Origin of the sequence: Kosakonia pseudosacchari, from assembly GCF_015167415.1 — a bacterium.
In the GTDB taxonomy this organism is placed as follows: Bacteria; Pseudomonadota; Gammaproteobacteria; order Enterobacterales; family Enterobacteriaceae; genus Kosakonia; species Kosakonia pseudosacchari.
In genome coordinates this window covers 725,311-742,322 of sequence record NZ_CP063425.1, presented here as the reverse complement: position 1 = coordinate 742,322, position 17,012 = coordinate 725,311, and the positions used below count along the sequence as shown (strand labels likewise).

Here is a 17,012-nt window from a genome sequence, read left to right as displayed (position 1 = left end):
TTGCCCTGCTCGCCGTCAGGCACGGATAATACGTGTGCGCAGCAGACAATAACCTGTTACCGCCGAAATAATAGAGCCCGTCAGGATCCCAAGCTTACTCCAGGCAACCATATCCGCATGCGCATCGCCAAAGGCCAGCGAGGAGATAAATATCGACATGGTAAAGCCGATACCGCACAGCACGCCGACCGCCATAATTTGTTTGAACACCGCGCCCTGCGGCAATCTCGCCAGTTTCAAACGCAGAGCAAGCCAGCAAAACAGCGAGATCCCCAGCGGTTTGCCAATCACCAGACCGGCGATAATACCCAATGGCAAAATATCGCCAAGCCCGGCCAGGGACATGCCATGTAATGAGACACCCGCGTTCGCAAACGCGAACAACGGCAGGATCAGCCAGCCAACCCACGGGTTAATCGCATCCACCAGCTGATGTAACGGCGAGACGCCCTTTTCTTCACGGAGTGGGACAAAGAAACCGACAACCACACCCGCGAGCGTCGCATGCACACCGGATTTAAGCACCGCTGTCCACAATACAACGCCGACCAGCATGTAAAGACCAATGCGCCGAATATTCAACGCATTCATGATAGCAAGCACAACAATCGCGCCGGCGGCAACACTCAGTGCCAGCGTTGAGAGGTCGCTGGTATAGAACAACGCGATAATAATAATCGCGCCCAGATCATCAATGATCGCCAGCGCCATCAAAAACACTTTCAACACAGGCGGAACCCGGTTGCCCAACAACGCCAGCACCCCGAGCGCAAAGGCGATATCGGTCGCCGTGGGAATGGCCCAACCATGGCTCGCCAGGGGATTATCGTGATTGAACAGCAAAAAGATCAGCGCCGGAGCGACCATGCCGCCAAGCGCCGCGATAACCGGAAAGACGGCCTGCTGGCGGCTGGCGAGCGTGCCCTGAACCAGTTCATATTTCACTTCCAGACCGACCATTAAGAAAAAGACTGCCATCAACGCATCGTTGATCCATAACAGCATGTCTTTTTTGATCTCCAGCGAACCGACTTTCAGCTCAACGGGCGTTTGCAGAAAAGAGCTGTATAAATCCTGCGTAGCACCGAGGTTGGCGCACAGCATCGCCAGTGCCGCCGCGATGATCAGTACAATGCCGCCCGAGGCATCGCTGCTAAAGAAGCGTTGCAATAATTTCATCTTGTTCTCCGATCCCTGTAACGTCGTGGCGGCTATCTTACTCCGCTCTAATCCTCGACAAAAACAGATTATTATTGCTGATAAACTCTCTTTTTCCGAGCAATTGAAACACTGATAAAAAAGCCCGGCAGAAGCCGGGCCTGATCACACGTCATGAAGAAGAATTAACGAGTTAAATCGTCAAAGAATTTCTTCACGCCATCGAAGAAGCTTTTGGAACGCGGGCTGTTATTTTCGCCTGTCGGACCACCAAAGCTATCCTGCAAATCTTTGAGTAACTGTTTCTGCTTGTCGTTCAGGCCGACCGGCGTTTCTACAACCACGCGACACAGCAAATCGCCTTGTGCGCCGCCGCGAACGGATTTCACCCCTTTGCCGCGCATACGGAACAGTTTGCCCGTCTGGGTTTCGGTCGGTACTTTCAGCTTCACGCGACCGTCCAGGGTCGGCACTTCGATTTCACCACCCAGCGCCGCCATGGCAAAGTTGATCGGCACTTCGCAGTACAAATTGTTGCCTTCACGTTCAAAGATCGGGTGCTGTTTCACCTGTACCTGAACGTACAGATCGCCTGCCGGTGCACCGTGCTCACCCGCTTCGCCTTCACCGCTTAAACGGATGCGATCGCCGGTATCCACGCCTGCCGGGATTTTAACGGACAAGGTTTTGGATTTTTCGACGCGACCGTGACCGTGACATTTGTTGCACGGATCTTTAATCAGCGTACCGCGGCCCTGACAGTGCGGACAGGTCTGCTGTACGGCAAAAAAGCCCTGGCGCATCTGCACCTGGCCAGAACCGTGACAGGTCGGACAGGTCTGCGGCTGCGTACCCGCTTTTGCGCCGCTGCCGTGGCACACGTCGCACTCTTCAAGCGTAGGAATGCGGATCTCTTTCGTGACGCCACGAACCGCTTCTTCCAGCGTCAAATCCATGTTGTAGCGCAAATCCGCGCCGCGCGCCGCACGCTGACGACCACGGCCACCACCAAAGATATCGCCAAACACGTCGCCGAAAATATCGCTGAAGTCCGCGCCGCCGCCAAAACCGCCGCCACCGAATCCACCACCGCCCATGCCGCCTTGTTCAAACGCCGCATGGCCGTACTGATCGTAAGCCGCACGTTTTTGGGCATCGGTCAGGACTTCGTAGGCTTCTTTAATTTCTTTGAATTTGGCTTCGGCCTCTTTATCGCCCTGATTGCGGTCCGGGTGATATTTCATGGCCAGGCGTTTGTACGCCTTTTTGATTTCACGCTCTTCCGCTGTTTTCGGAACGCCTAAAATCTCGTAATAATCTTGCTTCGCCATCGGTTTATCTGCCCCTTAACATACGAGCACGGGCGTGGAGAAAACCCCGACGCCCGTGCTGGTTATCTACCCTGCATCAGGGCGATTATTTTTTGTCTTTTACTTCTTCAAACTCGGCGTCAACAACATCGTCGTCTTTCGCGTTGTTCGCGGAAGCATCAGCGCCCGCCTGCTGCTGCGCGTGCTGTTGCTGTGCGATTTCCAGCAGTTTCTGGGAAGCCTGCGCCAGCGCCTGCATTTTCGCTTCGATATCCGCTTTGTCTTCGCCTTTCAGCGCAGTTTCCAGCTCGCTCAGCGCAGCGTCGATAGCCGTTTTATCTTCAGCTGGCAGTTTGTCGCCGGCTTCTTCAACCTGCTTACGGGTGCTGTGCAGCAGATGATCGGCCTGGTTACGGGTCTGTACCAGTTCTTCAAATTTACGGTCAGCTTCAGCGTTTGCTTCAGCATCGCGTACCATTTTCTGGATTTCGTCCTCGTTCAGACCAGAAGAAGCCTTAATGGTGATCTTCTGCTCTTTACCGCTGTTTTTGTCTTTCGCAGAAACATGCAGGATACCGTCGGCATCGATATCGAAGGTCACTTCGATCTGCGGCATGCCGCGCGGTGCCGGGTTGATACCATCAAGGTTGAACTGGCCCAGCGATTTGTTATCGGATGCACGTTTACGCTCACCCTGCAGCACATGGATGGTTACCGCAGACTGGTTGTCTTCCGCAGTAGAGAACACCTGGCTGTGCTTGGTCGGGATAGTGGTGTTTTTGTTGATCAGCGCAGTCATTACGCCGCCCATGGTTTCGATACCCAGCGACAGCGGGGTAACGTCCAGCAGCAGAACGTCTTTCACTTCACCAGTCAGAACACCGCCCTGCACCGCAGCACCGATAGCAACGGCTTCGTCCGGGTTAACGTCTTTACGCGGCTCTTTACCGAAGAACTCGGCCACTTTTTTCTGCACCATCGGCATACGTGTCTGGCCACCGACCAGGATCACGTCGTTGATGTCAGATACGGACAGACCCGCATCCTGCAGTGCAACTTTCAGCGGCTCGATGGAACGGTTAACCAGATCTTCAACCAGGCTTTCCAGTTTCGCGCGAGTCACTTTGATGTTCATGTGTTTCGGACCAGTCGCATCTGCAGTGATATACGGCAGGTTCACGTCAGTCTGCTGCGCGGAAGAGAGCTCAATTTTCGCTTTTTCTGCCGCTTCTTTCAGACGCTGCATTGCCAGCGGATCGTTACGCAGATCGATACCCTGATCTTTCTTGAACTCTTCTACCAGGTAGTTGATCAGTCGGCTGTCGAAGTCTTCACCACCCAGGTGGGTATCACCGTTGGTTGCCAGAACTTCGAAGGTTTTTTCGCCATCAACTTCGTCGATTTCGATGATAGAGATATCGAAAGTACCGCCACCCAGGTCATATACCGCGATAGTACGGTTGCCAGTTTCTTTATCCAGACCGTAGGCCAGCGCTGCCGCCGTCGGTTCGTTGATAATACGTTTAACTTCCAGGCCTGCGATACGGCCGGCGTCTTTGGTGGCCTGACGCTGCGCATCGTTAAAGTAAGCCGGAACGGTGATAACAGCTTCAGTTACCGGTTCACCCAAGTAATCTTCAGCGGTTTTCTTCATTTTTTTCAGCACCTCCGCAGAGATCTGCGGCGGCGCCATTTTGGTGCCTTTTACATCAATCCACGCATCGCCATTGTCGGCTGCGATGATTTTGTACGGCATAATAGCTTCGTCACGCTGGACTTCCTCGTCCTGGAAGCGACGGCCAATCAGGCGTTTGATCGCAAACAAGGTGTTTTGCGGGTTCGTCACTGCCTGACGTTTAGCCGGCTGACCTACCAGAGTTTCGCCATCCTGTGTATAAGCGATAATAGAAGGCGTGGTGCGATCGCCTTCGGCGTTCTCCAGCACACGAGCCTGAGCGCCATCCATAATGGCTACACAAGAGTTGGTTGTCCCAAGGTCGATACCAATAATTTTACCCATCTAAACGTCTCCACTAAAAATTCGTCATCATGTGGTTGTGAACCTGTAATAAGGGCGAAACGTGCGGTTTCAACTACCCTGTATTGTTTTTTTCAGGTTCACACACTGCGGTTGACTACAAGATGGGGTCGCAAGCTCGCGCATCAAGGGGGAACGGTAAAAAATTTTTTAATTTACACCTGTTCAGATCATAGACAGGTGCATTGCCGCTATTTATGATGCCGCGCCCCGCCTCCTCAAGACTGACGCGGGGCTTTCATTTTCCCTTTTCATATTGATTTATTTTGAGGAATTATGGGCAACACTAAGTTGGCTAATCCGGCTCCGCTGGGCTTAATGGGCTTCGGCATGACCACTATTCTGCTTAACCTGCACAATATTGGTCTGTTCCCGATGGATGTCATTATCCTGGCGATGGGCATTTTCTATGGCGGTATCGCACAAATTTTTGCCGGCCTGCTTGAGTATAAAAAAGGCAACACTTTCGGCTTAACCGCATTCACCTCTTATGGCTCTTTCTGGTTGACGCTGGTGGCGATTCTGCTGTTCCCGAAAATGGGGCTGGCAGACGCAACCAACGGTCACTTCCTGGGCGTTTATTTAGGCATCTGGGGCGTCTTCACACTGTTTATGTTCTTCGGCACGCTGAAAGGCGCACGCGCGCTGCAATTCGTTTTCCTGAGCCTGACGGTACTGTTCGCGCTGCTGGCAATGGGTCACCTTGCTGATAACGAAGGCATTGTTCACGTCGCAGGCTGGATCGGTCTGGTATGTGGTGCCAGCGCTATCTATCTGGCGATGGGCGAAGTGCTGAACGAGCAGTTCGAACGCACCGTGTTGCCAATTGGTGAGAAGCACTAATTTCTCTGCAAACGGATAAAACAAAACGGAGCCATTTGGCTCCGTTTTTTTATGATTGCTGTACCGCGCCTTCAGCCACGTTATCCTGGTGATGAAGATCCTGGCGCAGCAAAATCCCCAATCCCAGTCCAAGCAGCGACAGCGCCAGCACGTACCATGCGGGAGCCATCGGCGAGACGCCCATCAGCATAGTAACGGCAATAGGCGTCAGCCCGCCGAAAATGGCATACGACACATTATAAGAGAATGAAATACCGGTAAAACGCACCGCTGCCGGGAAGGCGCGCACCATAACGTAGGGCACCGCGCCCACCACGCCAACGCACAGCCCGACCACGCCATATAAAATAAACAGCTGCTCAGGATGGCTGCCGACCAGGTGGTAGAAAAACCAGCTGGAACAGGCAAGCAGAATACTGCCAACGATGAAGGTACGGCTGGAACCAAATTTGTCCACCAGCAACCCGGCAGCAAGGCAACCCAAACAGAGCATCACGGTGGCGATACTGTTTGCTTGCAGTGTTACCGCAGGGGGGAAACCATACTGTTTTTGCAGCCAAACCGGCGACATCAGGATCACCACCACAATCCCGGCGGACAACAGCCAGGTCAGCAGCATCGAAACCACGACCGCTTTTTTATGTTTCAGTACCACGGATTTGACCGGCAACTCCTGCGCTAACGCCTTTCGCTGCTGCATCTCAAGGAAAATCGGCGTTTCCTGTAACCAGCGACGCAAGTACATGGCCACCAGGCCAAACGCCCCGCCCAACAGGAACGGAATACGCCAGCCGCCATCATGAATAGCCTGCTGCGTCATGCTGGTGTTCACCAGCGTGGCGACTACAGAGCCGAGCAAAATGCCTACCGTCAGCCCCGCTGTCAACGTCCCGCAGGCGATGCCAATGCGGCGAGCCGGAACATGTTCCGCAACAAAAACCCAGGCGCCAGGCACTTCGCCGCCAATCGCCGCGCCTTGCAGCACGCGCATAAACAGCAGCAGCAACGGCGCAACAATGCCCATCGAGGCATAAGTCGGCAACAAACCTATTGCCAGCGTGGGCAGCGCCATTAGCAGGATACTGAGCGTAAACATCTTCTTGCGCCCGACCAAATCGCCGAAGTGTGCCATCACAATGCCGCCGAGCGGACGCGCCAGGTAACCCGCAGCAAAAATGCCAAAGGTTTGAACCTGTCGCAGCCATTCCGGGATATCCGCAGGGAAAAAGAGTTCACCAACAACTGTGGCGAAAAAGACAAAAATGATGAAATCGTAAAACTCCAGCGCGCCACCCAGCGCGGCCAGCGTCAGCGTTTTATAGTCTTGTCTGTTCAGAGGGCGTGTATAAGTTGACATAGCGAACCGTTTGTAAAGAGGGAGCGTTAATTTAATTATTACGGATTATGTAAATTAAAAATTACTATACCGTAAATAAATTAACACTCCATAGACGGCAGTGCTTATCTCATAAAAGACGACTTTTTAGGATAATGTTTCGCGCCTTGCGCTTTTAGGTCTAAAAGATGCTACTACTTGCGGATCAGTTTCAACATATGGCCCATCCAGTAACTGTACACAATACGGTACACTTGCAAAAATGCCCGGCACTTTTACTGCGCCGTCTTCATCTTTTAGTCCTTCCAGCGTCTCTTTTATTGATTTCGGCTGACCGGGCAAATTGAGGATCAGTGCCTGCTTGCGGATCACCCCAACCTGACGGGAAAGGATCGCCGTTGGCACAAAATTGAGGCTGATTTGTCGCATCTGCTCGCCAAACCCTGGCATTTCGCGATCGGCCACCGCCAGCGTTGCATCCGGCGTCACATCGCGGCGCGCAGGCCCGGTTCCGCCGGTAGTCAGCACCAGGTGGCAACTCATTTCATCGACCAGTTCGCACAGGGTTTGCTCAATGATACTTTGCTCATCCGGGATCAGACGGGTTTCAATCTGAAACGGGGTAGTCAGGGCGCTTGCCAGCCATGCTTCCAGTGCAGGCAAACCTTTGTCCTGATAAACGCCGCTGGAGGCGCGATCGGAAACCGAAACTAAACCAATGCGTAGTGTGTCCATATTCATTCCGTACAAAAAAACAATTTAACGAAATGATACACGCTGAGGGGAAAGGCAAACAGAGCAGAGAGAAGAAGCGTGACCGGGAACCCGGCCACGCCTGATGATTACAGCAGATCGCCGATCATTTTTTCCAGTTTTTCCTGGTCAACGGCAAACTTACGGATACCGTCCGCCAGTTTATCAACCGCCATCGGATCCTGGTTGTGCTGCCACAGGAATTCCGCTTCGGTGATGCGCTCAGGACGCGCTTTCACTTCACCGGTGTAAGCAAGTTTACGTTCAATGGTGCCCGCGCTTTCAGACAGCTCTTTCAGCAGTGCCGGAGCGATAGTCAGACGGTCGCAACCTGCCAGCTCAATGATTTCGCCAGTGTTACGGAAGCTTGCGCCCATCACCACGGTTTCATAGCCGTGCTGTTTGTAGTACTGGTAGATTTCCGTGACGGAAACCACGCCCGGATCTTCTGCCGGTGCGTACTCTTTCTTGTCGGTATTGGCTTTGTACCAGTCGAGAATACGGCCAACGAACGGAGAGATCAGGAACACGCCAGCTTCAGCACATGCACGTGCCTGCGCAAAGGAGAACAGCAGCGTCAGGTTACAGTTGATACCCTCTTTTTCCAGCTGTTCCGCAGCGCGGATACCCTGCCAGGTGGATGCCAGTTTGATCAGGATACGATCGTTGCTGATACCTGCATCGTTGTACATTTTGATCAGGCGTTTTGCTTTCGCGATAGACGCGTCAGTGTCGTAAGAGAGGCGAGCATCCACTTCAGTGGAGATACGGCCAGGGATCAGTTTGAGGATTTCCAGACCGATGTTCACCGCCAGGCGGTCTGTTGCGTCAACAACCTGCTGCGCACGATCGCTGCTCTGGCTGCGCGCCCAGGTTACGGCGTCGTCAATCAGTTTGCGGTATTCCGGGATTTGGGCAGCCCCAAGAATCAGAGAAGGGTTAGTTGTTGCATCCTGCGGCTGGTACAGCTTCATTGCCGCGATATCTCCGGTATCAGCCACGACTGTGGTGTACTGACGCAGGGAGGTCAATTTATCCGTCATGATAATATTTCTCTTTAAACGATACCCTAATACTCCACGCTAAGACCGACGACGCGTTGCTGCGCCTGGCGCATTAACGCGGCCAGCGCACCTGAACGAGAAGTATGACGAGTATACTTGTTAGGGGGATGTAACCGGTCTGCCCATGATGATAACACGACGCCTTGCCAGCGCAACCGCAGACAATGCTCTGAAAATTGTATGGTAAACTCACTCAATTAATTGCCTGCAAAGTGATGCGTACACGCCTGTAGCCACGTCCCAGGCCAACTCCCGGCATCAACAAGAGGAATGTTAATGCCTGAATTTTTCTCATTCATCAGTGAAATACTTTGGGGCTCATTGATGGTCTATCTGCTGGCGGCGGCAGGTATCTGGTTTGCTTTTCGTAGCCGGTTTGTCCCCTTCCGTTTCATTCGCGATTTTGGCCAAAGTCTGAAAAGCAGCCGTGTTGCACAGCCTGGCGCGCTCTCGTCATATCAGGCGTTATGTCTGAGCCTTGCGACAAGGCTCGGCAGCGGTAACCTGGCGGGCGTGGCGTTTGCCCTGACCACCGGCGGCCCGGGGGCAATTTTCTGGATGTGGGTTTCCGCCATCATCGGAATGATCATTAGCTTTGCCGAATGTTCGCTGGCGCAATTATACAAAGAACGTGATGACAATCAGCAGCTGCGCGGCGGCCCTGCCTGGTATATGGAGCGCGGGCTGGGCATGCGCTGGATGGGCGTGCTGTTCTCCATTTTTTTGCTGCTGACCTATGGCCTGGTGTTTAACACCATTCAATCCACAGCAATGGCACAAGCCGCGCGTTATGCGTGGAACGTGCCCGGGTTTATCAGTGGGATTGTGCTTGCCGCGTGTGCTTTCCTGTTCATGCTCAAAGGGCTTAACAACGTTGCGCGCTTGATGCAGTGGATGGTGCCGGTCATGGCGCTGGCCTGGATTGTCGTAAGTTTTGGCGTCAGCCTGTGGCATGCCAATCTGCTGCCTGCTGTTCTTGTTAACATTGTCAAAAGCGCTTTTGGCTGGCAGGAAGCGGCAACCGGAACCATGGCTTACACGCTGAGCCAGGCCATCACCAGCGGTTTTCAACGCAGCATGCTCGCGAATGAAGCGGGCATGGGATCGTCCCCCAACGCCGCCGCCACTGCCGCATCATGGCCGCCACATCCTGTCGCACAGGGGTTTGTGCAGATGATTGGCGTCGTGACCGATACCTTTCTGGTCTGTACCGCCAGCGCGCTTATTCTGCTACTCGCGGGAACCGCGCCAGCCACGGGCGCGATCGGCGGAACGCAATTGATGCAGCAGGCGATGGTGTCGCTGACGGGAAGCTGGGGCGCGGGTTTCGTTGCCGTCATCGTAGCGCTGTTTGCGTTTACCTCGATTGTGGCGAACTACACCTACGCGGAAAATAACCTGATCTTTTTGCGCCGTAATAGCGCAAGGAATATCTGGGTACTGCGCACGGCTGTTTTGCTGATGGTGCTGATAGGTTCGTTTTTCAGCCTGCCGCTAATCTGGCACATCGCCGATGTGATGATGGCGCTGATGGCGATTACCAACCTGACCGCAATCCTGCTGCTTTCGCCTGTGGTGAGAGTGCTGGCGCGTGATTACCAGCGCCAGCGTAAACTTGGCGTCATGCCGGTCTTTGATCCGAAGCGCTATCCGGAGATCAAACGCCAGCTGGCGCCGGGGAGCTGGGATGACATTCCCCGTTCGTAGCGCTAATCGCAACTATCGATCAAGTCTGTTAGTTTTTTTGCTAAAGTCAGCGGAAATTTCTCGCACAGCAAGGACTGAGTATGCTGATTTTGATTTCACCTGCTAAAACGCTCGATTACCAAAGCCCGCTGGCGACCACGCGCTTTACCCAGCCGGAACTGCTGGATCACGCCCAGCAATTAATTAAGACCGCCCGCAAACTCTCTGCGCCACAAATCAAGGCGCTGATGGGTATCAGCGATAAGCTCGCCGATCTGAACGCGACCCGGTTTCACGACTGGCAGCCTGATTTCACTCCAGAAAATGCGCGCCAGGCGATTCTGGCATTCAAAGGTGATGTCTACACCGGTCTGCAGGCTGAAACCTTCAGCGAGGCGGATTTCGACTTTGCGCAGCAGCATCTGCGCATGCTTTCTGGATTATACGGCGTGCTGCGCCCGCTGGATCTGATGCAGCCCTATCGTCTGGAGATGGGTATCCGGCTGGAGAACGCCAAAGGTAAGGATCTGTATCAATTCTGGGGCGATACCATTACCAACAAACTCAACGACGCCATTGCCGCTCAGGGCGACGACATTGTTATCAATCTGGCCTCTGACGAATATTTCCGCTCGGTCAAAACCCAGAAACTGAAAGCCAGAGTAATCAAGCCGGTGTTCCTTGATGAGAAAAACGGCAAATTTAAGGTCATCAGTTTCTACGCCAAAAAAGCGCGCGGGCTAATGAGCCGCTACATCATTGAACAGCGGTTGACGAAACCGGAGCAGTTAGCCGGGTTTGATAGCGAAGGGTATTTCTTTGATGAAGAAGCGTCCGCGCCGGACGAAATGGTGTTTAAGCGTCACGAGCAGTAAGCGTTATGTTTCCCCCGCCAGCAGGCAGGGGAAACAGAGACATCACGCTTTGCTCATCATCAACTGACGCAGTGCGGAGAAATCCGCAGGCAACTGATGCGAAAGCAGAGGTAAGTCGGCGCGATCGGCCAGCTCTTTCGGCAGCGGCAAGGTTTCACCGAGGATCGCTTCGACGCTCTCTTTAAACTTCGCCGGATGCGCGGTGCCGAGGAACAAACCATATTCGCCCGGTTGCAGTTGATCGCGAAGCGCACGGTAAGCGATGGCGGCATGCGGTTCAGAAATGTAGCCCTTGCCTTTCAGCTCGCGGATCGTGGCTTTCGTGGTTTCATCATCCACCGCGGCATAACCCAGCTCGTTTAAGCGCCAGATCTTACGACGGAACAACTCTTCAACACGCGGCCAGTTATTTGGCTGACTGACATCCATCGCGTTCGATAACGTTGCTTGCGTCGCTTTCGGTTGCCACTGTCCCTCTTTCAGGAAACGCGGAACCGTGTCATTGGCGTTGGTGGCGGCGATAAAACGCTTGATCGGCAGCCCCAGCGACTTCGCCAGCAAACCGGCGGTCAAATCGCCGAAGTTACCGCTTGGCACGGAAACCACCAGCTGGTTGCGTGCTTCCTGTGGCAACTGCGCAACCGCTTCAAAGTAGTAACAAATCTGCGCTAACAGGCGGCTGATATTGATGGAGTTTGCCGAGTTCAGCCCAAGCGCCGCTTTGAGTTCTTCGTCATCGAACGCCTGCTTCACCAGCGCCTGGCAAGCATCGAAGTCTGCGTCGATAGCAACGGTTTCGATATTGCCGCCGAGCGTACAGAACAGCTTTTCCTGCAACGGGCTAATTTTGCCCTGCGGATAGAGGATCACCACACGTACGTTCTTCATTCCGTAGAAGGCGTGCGCCACCGCGGCCCCCGTGTCACCGGAGGTTGCCGTCAGAATCGTCACCGGCTTGTCGCCGCTGATAGCGCTCAGCATCTGCGCCATAAAACGCCCGCCGAAATCTTTAAACGCCAGCGTTGGCCCATGGAAAAGCTCCAGGCAGCCGACATCGCTCTCCACTGGTTTCACCGGCGCAGGAAAAGCAAACGCGGCACGTACGCGGGCTTTAAGCTGCTCCTCAGGAATTTCATCGCCAATAAACGCCGCCAGGATTTTTGCGCTGCGGGTGACGAAATCCTGCGCCAGCATCTCATCGACTTCGGTCAGGTTAAATTCCGGCAGATCGTGCGGGAAGAACAGCCCCTGATTTTTGCCAAGCCCCTGAGTAACGGCCTGCGCAAAGCTGACCTGTTCGTTATGATCTTTTAAGTTGTAAAGTTTCATTGGTTATCCCACTACGCGAGCGCCCGCCGTGTCCAGCCGGCAAATATGAACGAAGCCTTCCTGATTTTGCAGATAGTGTTTGCCGAGCCAGTCGGCAACGCGCGACGCGGTATCCGGCTTGTCGCACAAGGCAAACAGCGTTGGCCCGGAACCCGAGATCCCGCAGGCCAGCGCGCCAATATCCGCCACTGCTTTACGTGCTTCCCCAAAACCTGGCAGCAATTTCATGCGGTACGGTTCGGCAATCACATCTTTCATCAATTTTGCTGCCAGCGCAGGCTGACGGCTGTAGCAAGCATGGATAAAGCCCGCCAGGTGGCGGCCGTGAGCAATGCAATCCTGACGGCGATATTGCGCGGGCAGAATCGCGCGCGCTTCCGCTGTCGAGACTTTAATGCCTGGATACGCCAAAACCCATAGCCACTCATCAAAGCCTGGCACCTGCTGGCTGATAATGCCGCTTTCCTCGATCATCAATTGCATGCCGCCGAGGTAGCAAGGCGCGACGTTATCGTAATGCACACTACCGGAAATACGCCCTTCCAGCTCTCCCATCAGCGCCAGCATGCGCGTTTCGTTCAGCGGCTTATCGCAAAACTCATTCATGGCTACCAGCGCCGCGACCACTGAGCACGCGCTGGAACCAAGCCCGGAGCCGATCGGCATGTTTTTTTCCAGCGTCATCGCGACGGGAACCTGCTTGCCGATCTCCTGGCAGAACAGTTCCCAGCACTGATAAACGATATTTTCTTTCGGCTCAGTCGGTAATTTACTGGCGAAGCGGCCCACATTCTTCAGGCTGAAATGATCGGCGGTTTCCACACTGACATTATCGCCCAACAACGTACCATCCACGGGCGTAACCGCCGCGCCAAGCACATCAAAACCCACGCTCATATTGGCACTGGAGGCCGGAGCATACACCTTCACCATCTCAGACTCCTAACTTCCAGGACAGGGTGCGCAGCAAGTCGGCGAACACGCCCGCTGCCGTCACATCGTTACCCGCGCCATACCCGCGCAGCACCAGCGGTAGCGGCTGGTAATAGTGGCTGTAGAACGCCAGCGCGTTCTCGCCGTTTTTCACTTTGAACAGCGGATCGTTGCCATCGACCGCCGCGATTTTCACCCGGCAAGTGCCATCTTCTTCAATGTTGCCAACGTAACGCAGCACCTTACCTTCATCGCGCGCTTTTGCGACTCGCGCGGCAAAATCATCATCCAGCTCCGGCAAACGCGCCATAAAACTCTCGACATCGCCTGAATCGTCAAAACTCGCCGGCAACACCGGTTCGATGATGATATCCGACAACTCCAGTTCACGACCGGTTTCGCGCGCCAGAATCAGCAGCTTACGCGCCACATCCATACCGGAGAGATCATCTCGCGGATCCGGTTCGGTGTAGCCCATTTCGCGGGCGAGATTCGTTGCTGCCGACAGGCTCACCCCTTCATCCAGCTTGCCGAAAATAAACGACAAGGAACCGGAAAGAATGCCGGAGAAATGCTGCAACTCGTCACCCGCATTTAGCAGGTTTTGCAGGTTTTCAATCACCGGCAAGCCCGCGCCAACGTTCGTGTCGTACAGGAATTTACGCCGCGACTTTTCCGCTGCGCGACGCAACTGGTGGTAATAATCCAGCGATGAGGTGTTGGCTTTTTTGTTCGGCGTGACAACGTGGAAACCTTCCCGCAGGAAATCCGCATACTGGTCGGCCACCGCCTGGCTGGAAGTACAGTCAACAATCACCGGGTTCAGCAGGTGATACTCTTTCACCAGGCGAATCAGGCGGCCCAGGTTAAACGGCTCTTTGGCTTCGCTAAGTTCCGCTTGCCAGTTATCCAGGTTCAGGCCATGAACGTTAGTCAACAGCGCTTTCGAGTTCGCCACACCACAAACGCGCAGGTCAATATGTTTGTTTTTCAGCCACGTTTGCTGGCGCTTAAGCTGTTCCAGCAGCGCGCCGCCGACGCCGCCAACGCCAATCACAAAGACTTCGATCACCTGGTCGGTGTTAAACAGCATCTGGTGCGTGACGCGCACGCCGGTGGTGGCATCGTCGTTGCTAACCACCACAGAGATCGAGCGTTCAGAGGAGCCCTGAGCAATCGCCACAATATTAATATTCGCGCGCGCCAGCGCCGCAAAGAACTTCGCCGAAATTCCGCGCAATGTGCGCATACCGTCACCGACGACAGAGATGATCGCCAGACGCTCCATCACCGCCAGCGGCTCCAGCAGCCCTTCTTTCAATTCGAGATAGAACTCTTCGCTCATGGCGCGCTGGGCACGGGAGCAATCGGATTGCGGCACACAGAAGCTGATGCTGTACTCCGAGGAGGATTGAGTGATCAACACGACGGAAATGCCGTTGCGCGACATCGCGGCGAAAACGCGTGCCGCCATGCCAACCATACCTTTCATCCCCGGTCCGGAGACGCTGAACATCGCCATGTTATTCAGATTCGAAATGCCTTTTACCGGCAGACCATCTTCATCAGAGGTCGCGCCAATCAGCGTACCCGGTGCTTGCGGGTTTCCGGTGTTTTTAATCAGGCAAGGAATTTGAAACTGAGCGATGGGGGTAATGGTGCGAGGGTGAAGAACTTTGGCGCCGAAGTAGGAGAGCTCCATGGCTTCCTGGTACGACATCGATTTGAGCAGCCTGGCGTCAGGCACCTGGCGCGGGTCGCAGGTATAAACGCCGTCGACATCGGTCCAGATTTCACAACAATCTGCGCGCAGGCAGGCCGCGAGCACGGCAGCAGAGTAGTCGGAACCATTACGCCCAAGTACCACCAGCTCGCCCTTCTCGTTTCCGGCGGTGAAACCGGCCATCAGCACCATATGATCCGCAGGAATGCGGCTGGCGGCGATACGGCGAGTAGATTCAGCGATATCGACCGTTGATTCAAGGTAATGGCCGACAGCGAGCAATTTCTCAACCGGATCGATAACGCTAACTTTGTGACCACGCGCTTCCAGTAACCCTGCCATGATGGCGATAGAGAGTTTCTCACCACGGCAAATTAACGCAGCGTTGATACTGTCCGGGCACTGGCCGAGCAGGCTGATACCATGCAGGACGTGTTTGATCTGCGCGAACTCTTGTTCAACAAACGCTTTTAATTGTGCGAGAGGAAACCCAGCTTGCGCATCCGCCAGCCCTTGCAGCAGGTCGGCGAAGATACGCTCGGCGTCACTAATGTTCGGAATGGCATCCTGGCCGCCGATCGTTTTTTCGATCATTGCCACCAGATGGTTAGTAATTTTCGCAGGGGCAGAAAGCACGGTGGCTACCTGCCCCTGCCTGGCATTACTTTCCAGGATATCGGCAACACGCAGAAAACGCTCTGCATTTGCCACTGATGTACCGCCGAACTTCAACACTCGCATGGTTTACCCCTTAATCTCTGGTCGAAAAAAAAGCCCGCACTGTTCAGGTGCGGGCTTTTTTCTGTGTTTCCTGTACGCGTCAGCCCGCACCGTTACCTGTGGTAATGGTGATGGTTGTAATTGTGGTAATGGTGCTGATGCGTTTCATGGATGTTGTGTGCTCTGTAATCATTATCTGTCTGTGCTGTATGCCTATATTGGTTAAAGTATCTGCCTGCTCAAGTCAATTTATTTTTATTTTTCGCCCTGTTGCCGATATTCCCGGCTACGCCACAACAGACGTCATTTTCAACCTATTAGGATCATTCTCGTCATATATCTCAGTGACTTTAACTATAAAAAAACATTATGACAGCGATTTACTCGGCGAGTTTTTTTTCGATATCGTGCAGCAAACGATGCAACATTGCGGTGTCGCGCTGTTCCAAAAGACCAAGACGCTGATCGAGCCAGTCAGCCATTTTAATGTCATCCACTACGCCTAATTTTTCCAGTAATCCGCGAGTTCGCAAACGCAACGCCTGTAACTGATTGCCGTCAACCGGGGCTGCCTCTTTCGGAGTATGTTGCATTAAAGATGCTAATTGATAGCAGAAAACCATCACCGCCTGGCCGAGATTAAGTGAAGGATAATCCGCCACCATTGGAACACCCGTTAAAATATCAGCCAGCGCCAGTTCTTCATTAGTGAGCCCGGAATCCTCACGACCAAACACCAGCGCAGCACTGCTCAACCACGTACTTTTCTCTTGTAACAATGGAACCAGTTCCGCAGGCGTCGCGTAATAATGGAATTTCGCCCGGCTGCGCGCAGTGGTAGCGATGGTAAAGGGAATATCCACCAGCGCGTCGGCAAGAGTTGCATAAGTTTTAATATTATCAAGGATATCGCCGGAGCCATGCGCCACGCGGCGTGCACCGTCTTGCAAGTGCGCTTCGCTGTCAACGATACGCAAATCGCTAAACCCCATGGTTTTCATCGCGCGGGCAGCGGCGCCGACATTTTCCGCTCTCGCGGGGGAGACAAGAACAACAGCCAATTGCATTTTACTTTCTCTTCTTACTGAGACCACGGGGAAATGTGACCTTTGTCATCATACTACGCGGTGCGAATTTACAATTATGTAACACAAATCACTGATTTAGCCCTTGCCTACGGTTAAAAAAAGCTAAACTATTTATCAGTGATATTACCTGCTAAGATGTTAACAGAAGGGACTTAT

The 17,012-nt window shown here is 53.7% G+C and carries 14 protein-coding genes and 1 other annotated feature; of the genes, 3 read left to right on the top strand and 11 right to left on the bottom strand.

Going from position 1 to position 17,012, the window contains the following annotated elements:
• Positions 1–15 precede the first annotated feature (15 nt).
• From nhaA to dnaK, 3 genes are all read right to left on the bottom strand, one after another.
• Positions 16–1,179, bottom strand: coding sequence for a Na+/H+ antiporter NhaA (gene nhaA, locus IP581_RS03455; RefSeq protein ID WP_086870439.1), 1,164 nt, complete (start codon positions 1,177–1,179; stop codon positions 16–18).
• A gap of 164 nt (positions 1,180–1,343) precedes the next feature.
• The gene (dnaJ, locus tag IP581_RS03450; protein WP_017457872.1) at positions 1,344–2,489 is read right to left on the bottom strand and encodes a molecular chaperone DnaJ; all 1,146 of its coding nucleotides are present in this window, start codon (positions 2,487–2,489) and stop codon (positions 1,344–1,346) included.
• 85 nt (positions 2,490–2,574) lie between these two features.
• Complete coding sequence (gene dnaK, locus IP581_RS03445; RefSeq protein ID WP_086870438.1) at positions 2,575–4,488, bottom strand: molecular chaperone DnaK; 1,914 nt, start codon at positions 4,486–4,488, stop codon at positions 2,575–2,577.
• A gap of 294 nt (positions 4,489–4,782) precedes the next feature.
• Between dnaK and satP the strand changes: the two genes are divergently transcribed.
• Positions 4,783–5,349 (top strand): acetate uptake transporter, encoded by a 567-nt coding sequence (gene satP / locus IP581_RS03440; RefSeq protein ID WP_193821766.1) that lies wholly within the window; start codon positions 4,783–4,785, stop codon positions 5,347–5,349.
• A gap of 49 nt (positions 5,350–5,398) precedes the next feature.
• On the opposite strand, the gene IP581_RS03435 is transcribed toward satP, so the two are convergent.
• The 3 genes from IP581_RS03435 to tal form a co-directional block, all read right to left on the bottom strand.
• Positions 5,399–6,706: an MFS transporter gene (locus IP581_RS03435; RefSeq protein WP_086870434.1), complete on the bottom strand. Its 1,308-nt coding sequence runs from the start codon at positions 6,704–6,706 to the stop codon at positions 5,399–5,401.
• Positions 6,707–6,832: 126 nt separating this feature from the next.
• Positions 6,833–7,420, bottom strand: coding sequence for a molybdopterin adenylyltransferase (mog, locus tag IP581_RS03430; protein WP_086870432.1), 588 nt, complete (start codon positions 7,418–7,420; stop codon positions 6,833–6,835).
• A gap of 107 nt (positions 7,421–7,527) precedes the next feature.
• Positions 7,528–8,481: a transaldolase gene (gene tal, locus IP581_RS03425; protein WP_017457867.1), complete on the bottom strand. Its 954-nt coding sequence runs from the start codon at positions 8,479–8,481 to the stop codon at positions 7,528–7,530.
• Positions 8,482–8,778: 297 nt separating this feature from the next.
• On the opposite strand from tal, the gene IP581_RS03420 reads away from it, so the two are divergent.
• A complete protein-coding gene (locus IP581_RS03420; protein WP_097401231.1) occupies positions 8,779–10,209 on the top strand; it encodes an alanine/glycine:cation symporter family protein in 1,431 nt (476 codons plus the stop codon).
• A gap of 80 nt (positions 10,210–10,289) precedes the next feature.
• Positions 10,290–11,063: a peroxide stress protein YaaA gene (yaaA, locus tag IP581_RS03415; protein WP_193821765.1), complete on the top strand. Its 774-nt coding sequence runs from the start codon at positions 10,290–10,292 to the stop codon at positions 11,061–11,063.
• 42 nt (positions 11,064–11,105) lie between these two features.
• On the opposite strand, the gene thrC is transcribed toward yaaA, so the two are convergent.
• The 5 genes from thrC to IP581_RS03390 form a co-directional block, all read right to left on the bottom strand.
• Positions 11,106–12,392 (bottom strand): threonine synthase, encoded by a 1,287-nt coding sequence (gene thrC, locus IP581_RS03410; protein WP_193821764.1) that lies wholly within the window; start codon positions 12,390–12,392, stop codon positions 11,106–11,108.
• A 3-nt stretch (positions 12,393–12,395) separates the two neighbouring features.
• Complete coding sequence (gene thrB, locus IP581_RS03405; protein ID WP_097401228.1) at positions 12,396–13,325, bottom strand: homoserine kinase; 930 nt, start codon at positions 13,323–13,325, stop codon at positions 12,396–12,398.
• Position 13,326: 1 nt separating this feature from the next.
• Entirely contained in the window at positions 13,327–15,789 is a 2,463-nt protein-coding gene (gene thrA, locus IP581_RS03400; RefSeq protein WP_193821763.1) for a bifunctional aspartate kinase/homoserine dehydrogenase I, read from the bottom strand.
• Positions 15,790–15,812: 23 nt separating this feature from the next.
• Positions 15,813–15,930: a sequence feature (Thr leader region), on the bottom strand.
• Entirely contained in the window at positions 15,869–15,937 is a 69-nt protein-coding gene (gene thrL / locus IP581_RS03395; RefSeq protein ID WP_110093700.1) for a thr operon leader peptide, read from the bottom strand. It overlaps the preceding feature by 62 nt.
• 211 nt (positions 15,938–16,148) lie before the next feature.
• Complete coding sequence (locus IP581_RS03390) at positions 16,149–16,835, bottom strand: tRNA/rRNA methyltransferase (protein WP_193821762.1); 687 nt, start codon at positions 16,833–16,835, stop codon at positions 16,149–16,151.
• Positions 16,836–17,012: the final 177 nt, after the last annotated feature.